This is a genomic window from Mesorhizobium sp. RCAM 05104 (assembly GCF_059683645.1).
Window position 1 is genome coordinate 6489941 of sequence record NZ_CM185033.1, and the last position, 14561, is coordinate 6504501.

The window sequence follows — 14561 nt, forward strand, 5'->3', positions numbered from 1 at the left end:
AGTGCCGGATCCAAAGTAGAGGCGCTACTCCGCCGCCTCGGCGGAGGGCGCTTCAAATCTTGTTCTCGTGTCCTGCCTGATCGGCGAGCGGCTCTCGTTGAGGAACGCGACGATGTGTTGGCGGGCGCGACGTGATTCCGGCATGTCGATCAACGGCCAGACGTGGAACATGCCTTCCTCGTGAACGACATCGACCTCGACACCGGCCGCACGTGCCTTTTCGGCGAAGATCAGATTGTCGGGGGTCAACAGATCGCGCGAGCCAGTCAGAAGCAGCGTTTTCGGCAGCACCGACAGATCGCCATAGACCGGGCTGATGTGCCAGTCGCTGCTGTCGATGCCAGCACTGTAGAGCCTGATCGCTTCCAACCCGCCGGGGATGCCGAGCCAGGGATCGTTACGCTCCGCCTCGAACACCGCCGGGTTGGCGAGCGACATGTCGAGCCCGGGCGAGATCAGCACATGGCGCGACGGCAGGGGCAGGGCCTCTTCCGCGGCCATCATGGTCAGGACCACGGCCATGTTGCCGCCGGCGGAATCACCCATGAAGATGATGTCCTCCGCCTCGGTCTCGTCGAGCATTTGCCGGTAGACATCGCCGACCATGCCGAACATGGCATGGAAGTCATGTTCGGGGGCAATGGGATAGATCGGCACCGTGATGCCATAGCCGAGCCGGTCGGCCATCTCGGCAATCAGGTGCCAATGATAGGGTGTGATTTCAAAGACATAGGCGCCGCCATGCAGGTAGAGAATCCGCTTTTGTTCACCGGCTCTGGGTGCGATTTCGTAGACCGGGAAGCCGTCGATGGTTCGTGTTTCGATGGCGAGGCGCTGGTGCAGCGAGGCCGGCGGATGGTGGTCCTCCGTCTTGCGCGCGGCAGCGATCCAGCGCTGCAGGTTTTCCGGGCTGGAAAACGCCTTCTTGCGGCTGTGCCTGAGCACGAAAGACACGACGTGGCTTTTGAAACTTGGCATGCGAATACACGAACTTCGGCAAGAGCCGACTAAGAGAAACCTCCACTGTCTGCGAAGATCGTACCTTGGCCCGAAATGTCAAGTTTTACGCTCTGTCCACACGCGGGTGTGATCCGAGCCGCAGGGTCAACGGCGCGGCAGGAGTGCCGCGCGCAGCCTATTGCTGGTGGCCGCCGGGGGTGTGCGAGATCCCCGGCGGGCGCCGAGCAGTTTGCATTTGTCGGCGAATGTCATCAGCGCGGCGTACCCAGAAGCAGCGCGGTGAGCGCGGCCTGCGGGTCGCTGGGCGGCGATGCCGGCCAGCCGATGTCCTTCTGGACATGCGCCGGCAGGTTGTTCATGGCCCGGATCGACTTCTTCCTGTCATGGGCAATCTTGATGGCCACACCATAGCGGCCGAGGCTTTCGAACATCGACATTTTGGTTTCCTCCGGAAGGTCACTACAGCGGGAAGACATTTCCGGCCGGCCCTTCGATGGCGGCTTAAATGCACCGCGCATGTATCGGATGGATTTCGCGAAAACAGCGTTTCGGTTTCCGGATCCGTGCGATCCGGAAACATTTGCATACAAATGAAATGAGGGCGCGGCTTGCCCGCGAACGTCAGGTTACTCCCGGCCGCGCCGGGCCGCGTGGCCTTCGCGCGAACGCCGGCGCGGGGCGGCGTCGCCCGCAATGCCATCCTCGCTGACTGTCTTGCGTGGCGGCAGTTTCACCGCCGCCGACAGTTTCGGGAACGGATCGACCTTGTTCGGCAGCGCCATGGCGTAGACGAAATGCTCCTGGAATTTCGGTTCCAGCGCCGTCTCGATCTTTTCGATCTTGCTGACCGTGTCCTCGATCTCGCGGCGATAGCCGCGATTGAGCAGCGCCATGCGCGCACCTGCGCCGGCGGCGTTGCCGACAGCCGACACCTTGTCGAGGTCGCAATCGGGGATCAGGCCCAGCACCATGGCGTATTTCGGATCGATGAAGGAGCCAAAGGCGCCGGCGAAATGGATGCGGTCGACATGGTCCGTATGCTGCTTCTCCATCAACAGCTTGGTGCCGGCATAAAGCGCTGCCTTGGCAAGCTGGATGGCGCGCACGTCGGTCTGGGTGATGGTGATCTTCGGCTCGCCTTCCTTCAGCACATAGGAGAAGGTGCGGCCGTTGGCGGTGACGCGCGGCGAGCGGGCGGATAGCCCGCCGTCGATGACGCCGTCCTCCGAGATGATGCCGGCGAGATACATCTCCGCCACCACCTCGATGATGCCGGAGCCGCAGATGCCGGTGACACCGGTCGCCTGCACGCTATCGAGGAAGCCCGGCTCGTCGGACCACAGTTCGGAGCCGATGACGCGGTATTTCGGCTCCAGCGTGTCTGGATCGATGCGCACCCGCTCGATGGCGCCGGGCGCCGCGCGCTGACCGCCGGAGATTTCCGCGCCCTCGAAGGCCGGGCCGGTGGGAGACGAAGCAGCCACGACCCGCGCACGATTGCCAAGCACGATCTCGGCATTGGTGCCGACATCGACGATCAGCATCATCTCGTCCTGGCGATGCGGGCCTTCCGACAGCGTCACCGCCGCCGCATCGGCGCCGACATGGCCGGCGATGCAAGGCAGCATGTAGAGCCTGGCGCCCTGGTTGAGCTTGAGGCCGATGTCGGATGCCTTGATGTGCACCGCGCTGGAGACGGCCAATGCGAAGGGCGCGCCGCCGAGCTCGGTCGGGTCGATGCCGAGGAACAGATGGTGCATGATCGGATTGCCGACGAAGACGGAATCCAGGATGTCGTTGCGCTGGACATTGCCCTCGGCGCAAACCTTGTCGACCAGGCCCGAAATCGCCTCGCGCACGGCGACCGTCATGCCTTCGCGGCCATCCGGGTTCATCATCACATAGGAAACGCGGCTCATCAGATCCTCGCCGAAGCGGATCTGCGGGTTCGACGTACCGGACGAGGCGGCGACGCGACCCGACAGCAGCGACACCAGATGCATGGCGATGGTGGTCGAGCCGATGTCGCAGGCCAGGCCATAGGCCTCGTTCTTGAGCCCAGGCCACAGCGCAACGACGCGCGCGGTCTCGGTGTCGGCATCCTTGTAGATGGCGGCGGTCGCGGTCCAGTTGCCCTTGCGCAAGATGCCTTGCACCTGCGACAGCAGATGAAAATCGAAATCGAGGCTTTTCAGACCCCAGTCGTGCATCAGCGCGATCTTCAGCCGGTCGAGATCGCCGAGCGGCTTGTGCATGTCGGGTTCTTCGATTTCGACATAGCACATGCGGATCGCCGCATCGCGGGCGATGACCCTGGTGTCGGCATCCTTGCGGATGGTCTGCGCATTGATGACCGTATCCTGCGGCACATCGATGACGAGATCGCCGAGGATCTGTGCCGAGCAGGAAAGGCGGCGCCGTTCAGGCAGGCCGCGGACGCGCTCATAGCGCTCTTCCTTGGGGCCCTTGGGCGTGATGTGGTCGTTGGAGGAGACGATCTTGTGCTTGGCGAAATTGCCTTCCTGCACCTCGATCTGGCAGCGCCCGCAAGTGGCGCGTCCACCGCAGACGCTTTCGACATAGACGCCGAGTTGGCGAGCGGCATCGAGCACCGGCGTGCCGACCGGAAACCGCCCGCGCTTGCCGGACGGCATGAACAGCACGAGCGGATCGGTGATGTTGGCGGGTGAATTCACGATTGCGCGCTTATCCCCGACCCATACGGGCTTCACGGCCACCGCGGCGACGACCGCCGTTGCTGGCGCCATCGCCCGGCGCATTGACTTGCGTCGGTGCGGCAACCGCCTGGCCGCCTTCGGCCGGCTTGTAGTCCTTGTAGGTTCTGATCCAGTTGGTGCAGTTCTCGTCGGTGCCGTTGAGCACGTTGGCGCCGCGCACGGCTTCCATTTCCTGCGGGCGCACCGGGTTCATGATGGCCGATGTCATGCCAGCGCCGATCACCATCGGGATGAAGGCGGCGTTGATGCCATGGCGGTGCGGCAGGCCGAAGGAGATGTTGGACAGGCCGCAAGTCGTGTTGACCTTGAGCTCCTCACGCAGACGGCGCAGCAGCGCGAACACCTGGCGGCCGGCATCGCCCAGCGCGCCGATCGGCATGACCAGCGGGTCAACGACGACATCATGCGCGGGAATGCCGAAATCGGCGCAACGCTGCACGATCTTCTTGGCGACGGCAAAGCGGACGTCCGGATCCATGGAAATGCCAGTCTCGTCGTTGGAAATGGCGACGACCGGCACGTTGTATTTCTTGACCAGCGGCAGGATGGCTTCGAGCTTTTCTTCCTCGCCGGTGACGGAGTTGACCAGCGGGCGGCCCTTGGCCACCTTCAGCGCCGCCTCAATCGCGGCGGTCACGGAACTGTCGATCGACAGCGGCAGGTCGACCAGCCCCTGCACGATCTCCAGCGTCTGCACCAAAAGGCCAGGCTCGGTTTCATTCGGGTTGACCGAGGTGACGCCGGCGTTGACGTCGAGCATGGTGGCGCCACAGGCTGCCTGCTCAAGCGCGTCCCGGATCACAGTCTCGAAATTCCCCGCGATCATCTCCGCGGCCAGTTTCTTGCGGCCGGTCGGGTTGATGCGCTCGCCGATCACGCAGAAGGGCTGGTCGAAGCCGATGATGATTTCTCGTGTCGCCGAGGCGACGATGGTACGGGTCATGAATTTTCTCCGCCGTGATATAAAGAGTTCTTTATATCGTTATCTGATTTCGATCAAGCGAATGGTGACCGTTTGCGCCATCAATGCGCGGTCTTCACCATGTCCACCTGGGTTTCGGTAATCTCATCGTGCAGTATGTGGTCGAGCCGGTCGGCGACGAGCTGATCGTCGCGACGGATTTCGCGTTTCCAGGGCTGGCGGCCCTTGAGCACGCCCGATTCATCGACGATCTCGGCGACATATTCCTCCTGGCGGTAGGCCATCACATGGACGCCGGAAACGCCGGGGATTTCCTTGACCTCGTTGATGATGTCGATGCAGAGCTGCTTGCCTTCCTTCTTCTGGTCCTGGGCGCCTTCCAAGCGCTTGATGACCGAATCGGGGATGTGGATGCCCGGTACGTTCGAGCGGATCCATTTGGCCGTCTTGGCCGAGGCCAGCGGGCCGACGCCGCACAGGATGAAGCATTGTTCGGTGTAGCCGAGGTCGCGGACCTTCTGCATGTAGGCGCGGAACATCGGCACGTCGAAACAGTACTGGCTCTGCACGAATTGCGCGCCGGAGGCGATCTTCTTGCCCAGGCGATGCGGGCGGAAGTCGATGGGCGGCGCGAACGGGTTGATCGCCGCGCCGAGGAAAAGCTGTGGCGGCGTCGTCAGCTTGCGGCCGGACAGGAACTTGCCGTTGTCGCGCATGATGCGGCAGGTCTCGAGCAGCGACATGCAGTCGAGGTCGAAAACCGGCTTGGCGCCGGGCTGGTCGCCGGCCTGCACGCCGTCGCCGGTAAGGCACAGCATGTTGGCGACGCCCATCGCCGCGCCACCCAGCACGTCGCCCTGGATGGCGATGCGGTTCTTGTCGCGGCAGGCGATCTGCATGATCGGCGCGTAGCCCATGCGGGTCAGCAGCGCGCAGATGCCGACCGACGACATGTGGCAGTTGGCGCCTGAAGCATCGACGGCGTTGATGGCGTCGACCCAGCCGTCGAAGATCCTGGCACGGTTGTAGACGTCTTCCGGGTCGGCACTGTCGGGTGGGTTGAGCTCCGTCGTCACCGCGAACTCGCCACGCCGAAGCACGCGCTCCAGCCGGCCGCGCGAGGTGTGGCCGGGCAAGGGATCGAGCGGCAGATGGATGCCGGCCGGGTTCTCGTCGCGCTGGCCTCCGATCATGCCGATGCCCCGGTCTTGGTGGCGGCTTCGCGCGCGGCGGCCGCCTGCGCGGTCACCCGCAGCCAGGCCGAGGTTTCACGCAACGACTGGTCGACAGGCTTCTGCACGGTCAGGATCCTGTCGCCATGCACCATGTTCTGCGAGCCTTCCCAGGCCTTGACCCAGACGCATGGCATGTCGGGCTCGACCTCGCAATTGCCGTTGGCGCGTACGCCGCCGCAAGGGCCGTTGCGCAATTGCTTGGGGCAGTTCATCGGGCACGACATGCCAGTCGAGGACAGAATGCACTGGCCGCACATGCGGCAGTCGAACATGAAACCCTTGACGCGCTTTTCGACGAATTTGATCGGCCCCTCGACCCTGCTATAGCCGATGCCTTTCCACAAGGGATGCAACAGCAGGAACGTGTCGGCGAATTTGGCATAGAACCACTCGAGCAGCTTCGAGTGCCGCACCGACCAGAGCCGCACCGCGAAGGAACGCTGAACGCGCCGCTGCGGCGACACATCGGCCGGCTTGTAGTCGGATTTCGGGGCTGCCTTCTTGTTCAGAGTGGCCTGCGTAACTGTCGGGCCATCCTTGGCAGGGGTGGTTTCAGACATTTTCTTTCCCGCCGGCTTTGACGAGAGCGACCAGCCGGTCGCGGTCGTATTTCGTGTCGAGGTCCTGAAAGGCCTTTTCGACCTCGGCTTCGAGGTCGTCACCGACAGGAACAGGATCGGCCTTGCGCCACTCGGCCAGATAGTCGTCGGTGCCGCCGGCGCCGGTGCGCATGGCGCACATGTCGATCGCCTCGGTGAAGCGCAGCGGCAGTTCGCGCTTGGCGTTCTGCCGGCCCTTCTTGACGATGACCTGGGCGGGGATGTCGCGCCAGTAGACGACGATCAGATCGGCCATGAATTCTCACTCCTAGAAGGATCGAGCATTGCCGCATGCGCTGTCAGGCTGCTTGTTATGGGACGACGCGCGCGCATTCAAAAGCGACGCATTTGGATGTCGTAAAATGAAAGGCGCGTTTATTCGTTTGCGGCTTGTGCCGGCGGCTGATTCGACGCGCCAAGAAAACCGGCGCCCGGCCTCGGGTTTCGGGCGCAAAACGCGTCACCAGATGCCGGTTCTCAAGCCTGTCCAGAGATAGAACCAGATCGTCGGATGATACCATTGTCGAGACGGCAGACCCGGGTCGATGGTGGCGAGTTTTCCAGCCAGTACGTCGCTGATCGCTTCGACGCAGATCCCGCGCGAGAACGCGGCCTGCCGCAGCGCGTAGCTCGAAATACTGTCGCCGCGTTCAGGCTTGCCGCGCGCCTGCCGCAGCACGCCGCCGGTGTCGACGCCCGCATCGACCAGCAGCACGGTGGTGCCAAAATTCTCCGCGTCATCGCTTGCCAGCGCCCAGTAGCCGCCGTTCATGCCGCGATATTTGGGGGTGATTCCGGCATGGTAATTGATGACGGGGCAAGGGATTTTCGACAGCGTTTCCCGCGTCAGCATGCGGCAACCGGCGAGAAACACGACGCCCGGCTGGAACCTTGCGATCGCCTCCAGGCATTCCGGCGAATTCGCCGAGGCAACAGGGATGATCGACTGGCCCGGCCTCGGTTCGGTCTGCAGCTTCTGTTCAGCGATCATCCGCGCGGCATGGCCGGCGAAGAAGCGCTTTCCCAGACGCGTCAGCACCATCGTGCCCAATTGGCCAACGGCGGAAATCCAGCCCTGGCGGCGGGTGCGCCTGAGCAGCAATTGTTTTTTTGATTCAGGGGTTTCGAGGATGACGCTGACAGGCCCCAACCGATCGGCGATGGCGTTGATGATCGCCCAGATGTGCGGCCCGCCCTCGGTGACGACGACAATATTGGATTTCGGGGGTTCCATGGTTCGCGACGCACCGCTGGACAAGATGCGGCCTGTACCGGCCTTGGCTGGCGGGATGCTAGGGCGTCCGGGTTAATCCTTGATGATCGGGCTTTCGATGGCCGGGTCAGCGCTTGAATTCGATGATATCGAGCTTGGATTCGTAGTAGGGCGCGGGAAATTCAATACGCCATTCCTTGGCGCTGTTGCGGAAGGCGTAGCCGACCTGGTCGGTTTGCGGGCCACTGCCATAGGGCTTTGCCGGATCATTGTTGACGTAGGCTGAGCCGAGATAGATCGCGCGTTTCTCGCCGTCGTCGAAGAAGCGGCCCTTGGTGCGCTGCGAGCCGCTGATCTTTTCCAGCCGCCAGCCGGAACCGTCATCTGTCACCTTGCATTTGAACCACCCGTAGATGACGAGCGGGGGAAGTCCGCCGGCCTTGATGGTGCGGCATTGCCAGTTGCCGGTCAGATCCTTGTCGGAGAAAGACACCAGCGGCTTCGCCAGCAAGGCATCGAGCTGCTTGACCTCGGCGGGGTTGCCCGCTCTGGCCTCGGCAAGAGCCGCCTTGCGCGTCTCTCCATATTTGTCGAGCCGTGCCTTGTCGGCGGCGGTGATGAGTTTCTGCACCTCACCGTCGGCGAGCGCGGGCAGGGTGCAGCAGAGCACGCCGACAAGGGCGAAAAGCGGGCGAAGGGTCATGGCAGGCCTCCCTGTTGATGTCCGGAGCAGCGCCGCCGCTCATCTGGCGCACAACTTACCGGGTCGCTGGCGCCTGTCATCCGTGCTTAACAGCGTCACGGTCAAAAATCATGGTGTGCCGAATGCGAATCTTGCTCACGGGGTCGTCGGGTTGGCTGGGCAGCGCGCTGGCGCCGCGCCTGCGCGAGCTTGGTCACGATGTCACCGGCCTCGATCCCGTGCCATCAGGGGAGACCCACATTGTTGGTTCGGTCGCGGACCGCGACCTTGTCATGCGCACGGTCCGCGACAACCGGATCGACGCGATCATCCACAGTGGCGCGCTACACAAGCCGAATATCGAGAACCGCGCCTTCAGCGATTTCGTCGCGACCAATGTGCAAGGCACGCTCAATCTTCTCGATGCGGCGGTGGCGGCCGGCGTGCAGCGCTTCGTCCTCACCTCGACGACCTCGCTGATGATTTCGCAAGCGATACGCGACGGATTGACAGGCGGTGCGCGCAAGGCGGCCTGGCTGACGGAGGAGATGACGCCCGAGCCGCGCAACATCTACGGCGTCACCAAGCTCTCGGCCGAGCATCTCTGCCGCCTCTATCACATCCAGCACGGGCTGCCGGTGGTGGTGTTGCGCACGGCCCGCTTCTTTCCCGAAGCCGATGACATGGCGCATGCGATCGAGCAGTCGGACGCCAACACCAAGGCCAATGAATTGCTGTTCCGCCGGTTGACGGTGGAGGACGCGGCCGATGCCCACATCCTTGCTCTCGAAGAAGCGCCGCGGCTCGGTTTCGATACTTTCATCGTCTGCGCGCCAACGCCATTCCGGCCCGATGACTGCGCGGCACTGATCGCCGACGCGCCATCGGTTGTCGCACGCTATTTTCCCGAATTTCCGGCGCTCTACGCGCGAAAAGGTTGGACGATGTTTTCCTCCATCGACCGCGTCTACGACGCGTCGCGGGCGAGGGACCGGCTGGGTTTCGTCTGCAAGACGAGCTTTGCCGATGTGCTTGCCGGACTTGCGAGCGAGGAGAGCGGGGCCTAGGCGGCTCGCATTCAGGAATGCGCCGCGGCCTGCGCCATTCCGGCCGTCAGGTCGCCATAGCCGGTCGCGCGGCGTTCATAGACGAGGCCGAGCATTTTCGCGGCCTTTTCGGCAACCTTGTCGAGCTCCGGATCGTCGGTCTGGGCCAGATAGATCAGCTTCTCATAATTGCCGAAATAGTCCTTGATCAGCTCCGGGTGCTTGTCGAGCCCGAGCGGCTTCATGAAGAAGGCGTCGAACTGGCGGCACAGGAAGTCGGTCATATAGAAGGACATCATGTCGCCATCGGCGACCTTCGCATAGGCTTCCATGCCCTGATAGAAGGCGAAGCAATGCGGGCCGGCCATGCGCTCGACGCCATGCTTCTCGCAGATGCGGTCGAGCAGGCCGCCGGTTCCGCAATCGGCATAGCCGACGAAGATGTGTTCGTAGCCCTCGACCTTGGCCTTTTCGATGGCCTTGTCCATAGCCGGCGCGATGCGGTCCGGATAGAAATGGAATTCCGCCGGCAGGCAGGTCAATTCGAGATGATCCAGCCCGAGCTGTTCCTTGACGGCCAAAACCTCGCGCGCAATCATCCCGCAGGCGATGACAAGCAGCCTGTCCGCTTCGGTCGGTTTCCTATTTTGTGTCTTGGCCATGGAACCCAGCTAAGCCGGTTTTCGTTGCTGTGGGGCGAATCTACCGAGAGAGGGATAAACCGTCCATGAAAACACAGACATATGCAGTCATGGCGTTGCTTGCCAGCGTGCTGCTGGTTTCGGCATGCGCGAACACCATCCGTGGCGTCGGCAAGGATGCTGCCAATACGGTCAATGCTACACAGAATGCCGGCAAGAGAGTTGCCAACGCCGCTCAGTGAGCCGAATTTCCCTTGGCGAGGCATACATTGCCTCGCCTCAAGTGAGGCGGCCACCATGATTGGCGGCCTTTTATTCTCAGGCCGAAGCGCGCACGTTGTGCTTGCGCTTCATGTAGTCCTTGGCGGTCTCGACCGCCACCGCAGCGTCGCGGCAATAGGCGTCGGCGCCGACGGCCTTGCCGAATTCCTCGTTCAGCGGCGCGCCGCCGACCAGCACGACATAGTCGTCGCGGATGCCCTTTTCCTTCATCGTGTCGATAACGACCTTCATGTAGGGCATGGTCGTGGTCAGCAGGGCCGACATGCCGATGATGTCGGGCTGATGCTGCTCGATCGCATCGAGATATTTCTCGACCGCATTGTTGATGCCGAGGTCGATGACGTCGAAGCCGGCGCCTTCCATCATCATGCCGACGAGGTTCTTGCCGATGTCGTGGATGTCGCCCTTGACGGTGCCGATCACCATCTTGCCCTGCTTGGGCGCGCCGGTGGCGGCCAGCAGCGGGCGCAGGATGAACATGCCGGCCTTCATCGCATTGGCCGAAAGCAGCACTTCCGGCACGAACAGGATGCCGTCGCGAAAATCCTCGCCGACGATGCGCATGCCTTCGACCAGCGCCTCGGTCAGCACCTTGTAGGGCACCCAGCCGCGCTCGAGCAGGATCTGCGTGCCTTCCTCGATCTCTTCCTTCAGCCCGTCATAAAGATCGTCGTGCATCTGCTGCACCAACTCGTCGTCGGAAAGTTCGGAAAGGATGATCTCGTCGTCGGACATATGTATCGAGCTCCTGCCGGCATCGCGACCGTGTCGCAAAGCACAAAATATTCGCGTTCATACCTAACCCGCTAGGGGCATGCATCCATAGCTGATTTGCGACTTCCCGCAAAAGGAAAGCGACCGCAAATCTATTGGATTTCTTGTCGATTTTGCGACAGGCGTTGGCGCTGACGGGCCGTTTCGAATAGGGTGCATGGCTACGATCCGGCAAGCAGCGGCGATATGCGGCCGCAACGGTTCCGGACCTGTCCATATTCGGGCCAGGCGATATTCAGGGAAGAGCGATCATGAGCGAGCACGCGGCAGTCGACCAAGAGGCGTCAAACGCGCGGCGCGGGCGCGGTGCGAGCGGTGGGGCTGCCGCACGGCGTGCGGCGCGTTCGGGCGGCGGTCCCGGAACCCAGCTCACCTACATCAAGCGCAAGATCAACGTCTACGAGGTGCTCGACGAGGAAGGCCTGGCGCTGATCGAGAAGAACACCGACACGGTGCTGGAAGAGATCGGCATCATCTTCCGCGACGATGCGGAAGCGCTGCAGCTGTGGAAAGAAGCCGGCGCCGACGTCAAGGGCGAGCGCGTGCATTTCCCCAAAGGCCTCTGCCGCTCGCTGCTCAAGACCGCGCCGTCCGTTTACACCCAGCATGCCCGCAATTCCGAGCGCTCGGTGCAGATCGGCGGCAACGCCACCGTCTTCGCACCGGTCTACGGCCCGCCCTTCGTGCGCGACCTCGATGGCGTCAGGCGCTACGCGACGATCGAGGATTTCCAGAATTTCGTGAAGCTCGCCTACATGGCGCCATCGATCCACCATTCCGGTGGCACGGTTTGCGAGCCGGTCGACGTGCCGGTCAACAAGCGCCATCTCGACATGATCTATTCGCACATAAAGTATTCGGACAAGCCGTTCATGGGGTCGGTGACGGCACCGGAGCGCGCCGAGGATACGGTGGCGATGGCCAAGATCGTGTTCGGCGACGATTTCGTCGAAAACAACACCGTGCTGACCAGCCTGATCAACGCCAACTCGCCGATGGTGTTCGACGAGACCATGCTTGGCGCGCTGAAGGTCTATGCGCGCCACAACCAGGCCTGCATCGTCACGCCGTTCATCCTCGCCGGCGCGATGAGCCCGGTGACGGTTGCCGGCACGCTGACGCAGGTGCTGGCCGAGGTGCTGGCCGGCGCGTCGTTCACGCAGCTGATCCGCCCCGGTGCACCGGTGCTGTTCGGCACCTTTGCTTCCTCCATCTCGATGCAGTCAGGAGCGCCGACCTTCGGCACGCCGGAGCCGTCGCTGGTGTCCTACGGCGCGGCACAGCTTGCGCGCCGCCTCGGCCTGCCGTTCCGCACCGGCGGTTCGCTGTGCGCCTCGAAGATCCCGGATGCGCAGGCGGCTTACGAGAGCGCCAACACGCTGAACTCGACCATTCTGGCCGGCACCAATTTCGTCCTCCACTCGGCCGGCTGGCTCGAGGGTGGTCTGGCGTCCTGCTACGAAAAGTTCATGATGGACATCGACCAGCTCGGCATGACGCAGAAGTTCTCCGAAGGCATCGACCTGTCGGAAAACGGCCAGGCGATGGACGCCATCCGCCAGGTCGGCCCGGGCAGCCACTATCTCGGCTGCGACCACACCCAGGCGAATTTCCAGACCGCCTTCTACCGTTCCAACATCGCCGACAACAATTCCTACGAGCAGTGGCTGGCCGAAGGTGAGAAGACCGCGCCGCAGCGCGCCAACGAGCTCGCACGCCGCTGGCTGGAAAGCTACGAGGCGCCGCATCTCGATCCGGCCATCGACGAAGCGTTGAAGGACTTCATCGCCAAGAAGAAGGGGTCGATGCCCGACGCCTTCACTTGAAAGGAGCCCGAGTCAGGCGGGGCTAAAGTCGCCAACATTATCCACAAGGAAGTCTGGCGGAGCGCTTTCTCCGATCCGGTCAAGAAGGAATGATTGCTGTGCGCGGCCGGGTGGAAGATCTGGCGGCTGCGCTTTCCGCCAACGGCCTCATCCTGCGCGGCGGCTTTGCTTTCGCGAATAGCGAGGAGGCACCACATGGTCCCTCCGGCGCGCCAGCCAGGTCCGTCCTGCTGGTGGGGCAGGCGGGCGCGGCTCCCTGGCCGCATTTCCAGCGCTGGCGGGAGCAGCAGCCACAGACAATCGCCAACCCGCTGGACAACTGGTCGCGGCAGGTCATTGGCGCCGTCGCGGAGACATTTGGGGCGCGGGCCGTCTCGCCCTCCGACAAGCCTTATCTGCCGTTCCAGCAATGGGCGATGCGGGCGGAGGGGCTGAAGCCGTCGCCACTCGGTATCCTCATGCATCCGCAATATGGCCTCTGGCACGCGTATCGCGGTGCGCTGCTGTTCGAGGAAGCGATCGCGCTTCAAGAAGCTCGCGAAGCGCTTCACCTTTGCGACGCCTGTACCGACAAGCCTTGCCTGAAATCCTGTCCGGTCGATGCCTATTCGGCCAACGGCTTCGCGCATCAGGCCTGTCTGGCACATGTGCGTGGCGCGGACGGGGCGCCTTGCCGAGCCGGCGGCTGTCTCGACCGCAATGCCTGCCCTTACGGCGCGGACTATCGCTATCCCCCCGAGGTCCAGGCCTTCCACATGGCGGCATTCGCCGGTCTGTAACTCGTCACGCGACCTTGACGAAATGTTGACTGCCAGGTTCAGGGAATGCCTTGCCCCGGCGGCTCGCGCGGATATGTATCGCCCAACCGGTGAATGGAGCGGGCGATGACGAAACAGGACCTTCAGATCAAGACCTATGACGGTACGGCAAAGGCCGGGCTGTTCCGCCCGTCCGTCGCGTCCCCGGCCAAGGCTGGCGTCATCCTCTACATGGACGCCTTCGGTCCGCGGCCGGCGCTCCATGGCATGGCCGAGCGGCTGGCGAACGAGGGCTATGCCGTGCTGGTGCCGGACCTGTTCTATCGCAATGCGCCCTACGGGCCGTTTGACGCCAAGACTGCCTTCGCCGAGGAGAAGACGAAGGCAGCACTGATGGCACTGGTCAGCGGCACCACGCAGGACATGACCATCCGCGACAGCGCCGCGTTCCTCGATGCGCTCGCCGGCGAAGGTGCCACCGGGCCGATCGGTACCGTCGGCTATTGCATGGGCGGCGCTCGGTCACTGAACGCCGCCGCCAGCTATCCCGAGAGGATAAGGGCGGCCGCGAGCTTCCATGGTGGCAATCTGGCCAGCGACGCCGCCGACAGCCCGCATCGCAAGGCAGCGTCGATCAAGGCGCGTCTCTATGTCGGCACGGCGGGTGTCGACAGGAGTTTCCCGCCGGAACAGTCGGCGCGACTGGCCGAGGCGCTGCGGGTTGCGGAAGTCGACCACACAATCGAGAACTATGTCGGCATGGCGCATGGCTGGTGCGTGCCGGACCACAGCGTCTTCGATGCGACCGGCGCCGAGCGCCACTGGAAGCGGTTGACGACGCTCTTCGCCGAGACACTGAGCTAGAGCCCTTCGTTCGCCTGTTCT

General features: G+C 63.1%; 16 protein-coding genes. 5 read left to right on the plus strand and 11 right to left on the minus strand.

Going from position 1 to position 14561, the window contains the following annotated elements; translation table 11 throughout:
* Nucleotides 1-24 precede the first annotated feature (24 nt).
* The 9 genes from AC56QP_RS31720 to AC56QP_RS31760 form a co-directional block, all read right to left on the minus strand.
* Complete coding sequence (locus AC56QP_RS31720) at nucleotides 25-978, minus strand: alpha/beta hydrolase (RefSeq protein ID WP_489861934.1); 954 nt, start codon at nucleotides 976-978, stop codon at nucleotides 25-27.
* A gap of 233 nt (nucleotides 979-1211) precedes the next feature.
* Nucleotides 1212-1397, minus strand: coding sequence for a hypothetical protein (locus AC56QP_RS31725; protein WP_091575661.1), 186 nt, complete (start codon nucleotides 1395-1397; stop codon nucleotides 1212-1214).
* Between the two features lie 189 nt (nucleotides 1398-1586).
* Complete coding sequence (locus AC56QP_RS31730; RefSeq protein ID WP_489861933.1) at nucleotides 1587-3656, minus strand: ASKHA domain-containing protein; 2070 nt, start codon at nucleotides 3654-3656, stop codon at nucleotides 1587-1589.
* A 10-nt stretch (nucleotides 3657-3666) separates the two neighbouring features.
* Complete coding sequence (locus tag AC56QP_RS31735; protein WP_057142966.1) at nucleotides 3667-4641, minus strand: methyltetrahydrofolate cobalamin methyltransferase; 975 nt, start codon at nucleotides 4639-4641, stop codon at nucleotides 3667-3669.
* Between the two features lie 80 nt (nucleotides 4642-4721).
* Nucleotides 4722-5813 (minus strand): methylenetetrahydrofolate reductase, encoded by a 1092-nt coding sequence (locus tag AC56QP_RS31740; protein ID WP_489861932.1) that lies wholly within the window; start codon nucleotides 5811-5813, stop codon nucleotides 4722-4724.
* The gene (locus AC56QP_RS31745; RefSeq protein WP_489861931.1) at nucleotides 5810-6415 is read right to left on the minus strand and encodes a methylenetetrahydrofolate reductase C-terminal domain-containing protein; all 606 of its coding nucleotides are present in this window, start codon (nucleotides 6413-6415) and stop codon (nucleotides 5810-5812) included. Before AC56QP_RS31745 ends, AC56QP_RS31740 begins: the two co-directional genes overlap by 4 nt.
* A complete protein-coding gene (locus tag AC56QP_RS31750; protein ID WP_489861930.1) occupies nucleotides 6408-6710 on the minus strand; it encodes a virulence factor in 303 nt (100 codons plus the stop codon). Before AC56QP_RS31750 ends, AC56QP_RS31745 begins: the two co-directional genes overlap by 8 nt.
* A gap of 204 nt (nucleotides 6711-6914) precedes the next feature.
* Nucleotides 6915-7688, minus strand: a complete 774-nt coding sequence (locus AC56QP_RS31755; RefSeq protein ID WP_489861929.1) for a formyl transferase — start codon at nucleotides 7686-7688, stop codon at nucleotides 6915-6917.
* Nucleotides 7689-7794: 106 nt separating this feature from the next.
* On the minus strand, nucleotides 7795-8370 hold the full coding sequence (locus AC56QP_RS31760) for a DUF4893 domain-containing protein (RefSeq protein ID WP_489861928.1): 576 nt from the start codon (nucleotides 8368-8370) through the stop codon (nucleotides 7795-7797).
* 122 nt (nucleotides 8371-8492) lie between these two features.
* On the opposite strand from AC56QP_RS31760, the gene AC56QP_RS31765 reads away from it, so the two are divergent.
* A complete protein-coding gene (locus tag AC56QP_RS31765; RefSeq protein WP_489861927.1) occupies nucleotides 8493-9416 on the plus strand; it encodes an NAD-dependent epimerase/dehydratase family protein in 924 nt (307 codons plus the stop codon).
* A gap of 11 nt (nucleotides 9417-9427) precedes the next feature.
* On the opposite strand, the gene AC56QP_RS31770 is transcribed toward AC56QP_RS31765, so the two are convergent.
* Entirely contained in the window at nucleotides 9428-10057 is a 630-nt protein-coding gene (locus AC56QP_RS31770) for a DUF1638 domain-containing protein (protein WP_489861926.1), read from the minus strand.
* 89 nt (nucleotides 10058-10146) lie between these two features.
* Between AC56QP_RS31770 and AC56QP_RS31775 the strand changes: the two genes are divergently transcribed.
* Nucleotides 10147-10278 carry an entericidin domain-containing protein gene (locus AC56QP_RS31775; RefSeq protein ID WP_489863468.1) on the plus strand — a complete coding sequence of 44 codons (132 nt, stop codon included), beginning with the start codon at nucleotides 10147-10149 and terminating at the stop codon, nucleotides 10276-10278.
* A gap of 76 nt (nucleotides 10279-10354) precedes the next feature.
* Here AC56QP_RS31775 and AC56QP_RS31780 read toward each other — a convergent pair whose 3' ends face one another.
* Complete coding sequence (locus AC56QP_RS31780; RefSeq protein WP_091575474.1) at nucleotides 10355-11053, minus strand: corrinoid protein; 699 nt, start codon at nucleotides 11051-11053, stop codon at nucleotides 10355-10357.
* 290 nt (nucleotides 11054-11343) lie between these two features.
* Here AC56QP_RS31780 and AC56QP_RS31785 point away from each other — a divergent pair, with 290 nt between their 5' ends.
* The 3 genes from AC56QP_RS31785 to AC56QP_RS31795 all read left to right on the plus strand — a co-directional run bounded on the left by AC56QP_RS31785 (nucleotide 11344) and on the right by AC56QP_RS31795 (nucleotide 14540).
* The gene (locus AC56QP_RS31785) at nucleotides 11344-12918 is read left to right on the plus strand and encodes a trimethylamine methyltransferase family protein (protein WP_489861925.1); all 1575 of its coding nucleotides are present in this window, start codon (nucleotides 11344-11346) and stop codon (nucleotides 12916-12918) included.
* Nucleotides 12919-13007: 89 nt separating this feature from the next.
* The gene (locus AC56QP_RS31790; protein ID WP_489861924.1) at nucleotides 13008-13697 is read left to right on the plus strand and encodes a hypothetical protein; all 690 of its coding nucleotides are present in this window, start codon (nucleotides 13008-13010) and stop codon (nucleotides 13695-13697) included.
* 105 nt (nucleotides 13698-13802) lie between these two features.
* The gene (locus AC56QP_RS31795) at nucleotides 13803-14540 is read left to right on the plus strand and encodes a dienelactone hydrolase family protein (protein ID WP_489861923.1); all 738 of its coding nucleotides are present in this window, start codon (nucleotides 13803-13805) and stop codon (nucleotides 14538-14540) included.
* Nucleotides 14541-14561 lie beyond the last annotated feature (21 nt).

Coding starts and splice junctions, on each gene's coding strand:
- AC56QP_RS31720 (WP_489861934.1), bottom strand. CDS start 978: ATGCCAAGTTTCAAAAGCCACGTCGTGTCTTTCGTGCTCAGGCACAGC.
- AC56QP_RS31725 (WP_091575661.1), bottom strand. CDS start 1,397: ATGTCGATGTTCGAAAGCCTCGGCCGCTATGGTGTGGCCATCAAGATT.
- AC56QP_RS31735 (WP_057142966.1), bottom strand. CDS start 4,641: ATGACCCGTACCATCGTCGCCTCGGCGACACGAGAAATCATCATCGGC.
- AC56QP_RS31740 (WP_489861932.1), bottom strand. CDS start 5,813: ATGATCGGAGGCCAGCGCGACGAGAACCCGGCCGGCATCCATCTGCCG.
- AC56QP_RS31745 (WP_489861931.1), bottom strand. CDS start 6,415: ATGTCTGAAACCACCCCTGCCAAGGATGGCCCGACAGTTACGCAGGCC.
- AC56QP_RS31750 (WP_489861930.1), bottom strand. CDS start 6,710: ATGGCCGATCTGATCGTCGTCTACTGGCGCGACATCCCCGCCCAGGTC.
- AC56QP_RS31755 (WP_489861929.1), bottom strand. CDS start 7,688: ATGGAACCCCCGAAATCCAATATTGTCGTCGTCACCGAGGGCGGGCCG.
- AC56QP_RS31760 (WP_489861928.1), bottom strand. CDS start 8,370: ATGACCCTTCGCCCGCTTTTCGCCCTTGTCGGCGTGCTCTGCTGCACC.
- AC56QP_RS31765 (WP_489861927.1), top strand. CDS start 8,493: ATGCGAATCTTGCTCACGGGGTCGTCGGGTTGGCTGGGCAGCGCGCTG.
- AC56QP_RS31770 (WP_489861926.1), bottom strand. CDS start 10,057: ATGGCCAAGACACAAAATAGGAAACCGACCGAAGCGGACAGGCTGCTT.
- AC56QP_RS31775 (WP_489863468.1), top strand. CDS start 10,147: ATGGCGTTGCTTGCCAGCGTGCTGCTGGTTTCGGCATGCGCGAACACC.
- AC56QP_RS31780 (WP_091575474.1), bottom strand. CDS start 11,053: ATGTCCGACGACGAGATCATCCTTTCCGAACTTTCCGACGACGAGTTG.
- AC56QP_RS31785 (WP_489861925.1), top strand. CDS start 11,344: ATGAGCGAGCACGCGGCAGTCGACCAAGAGGCGTCAAACGCGCGGCGC.
- AC56QP_RS31790 (WP_489861924.1), top strand. CDS start 13,008: ATGATTGCTGTGCGCGGCCGGGTGGAAGATCTGGCGGCTGCGCTTTCC.
- AC56QP_RS31795 (WP_489861923.1), top strand. CDS start 13,803: ATGACGAAACAGGACCTTCAGATCAAGACCTATGACGGTACGGCAAAG.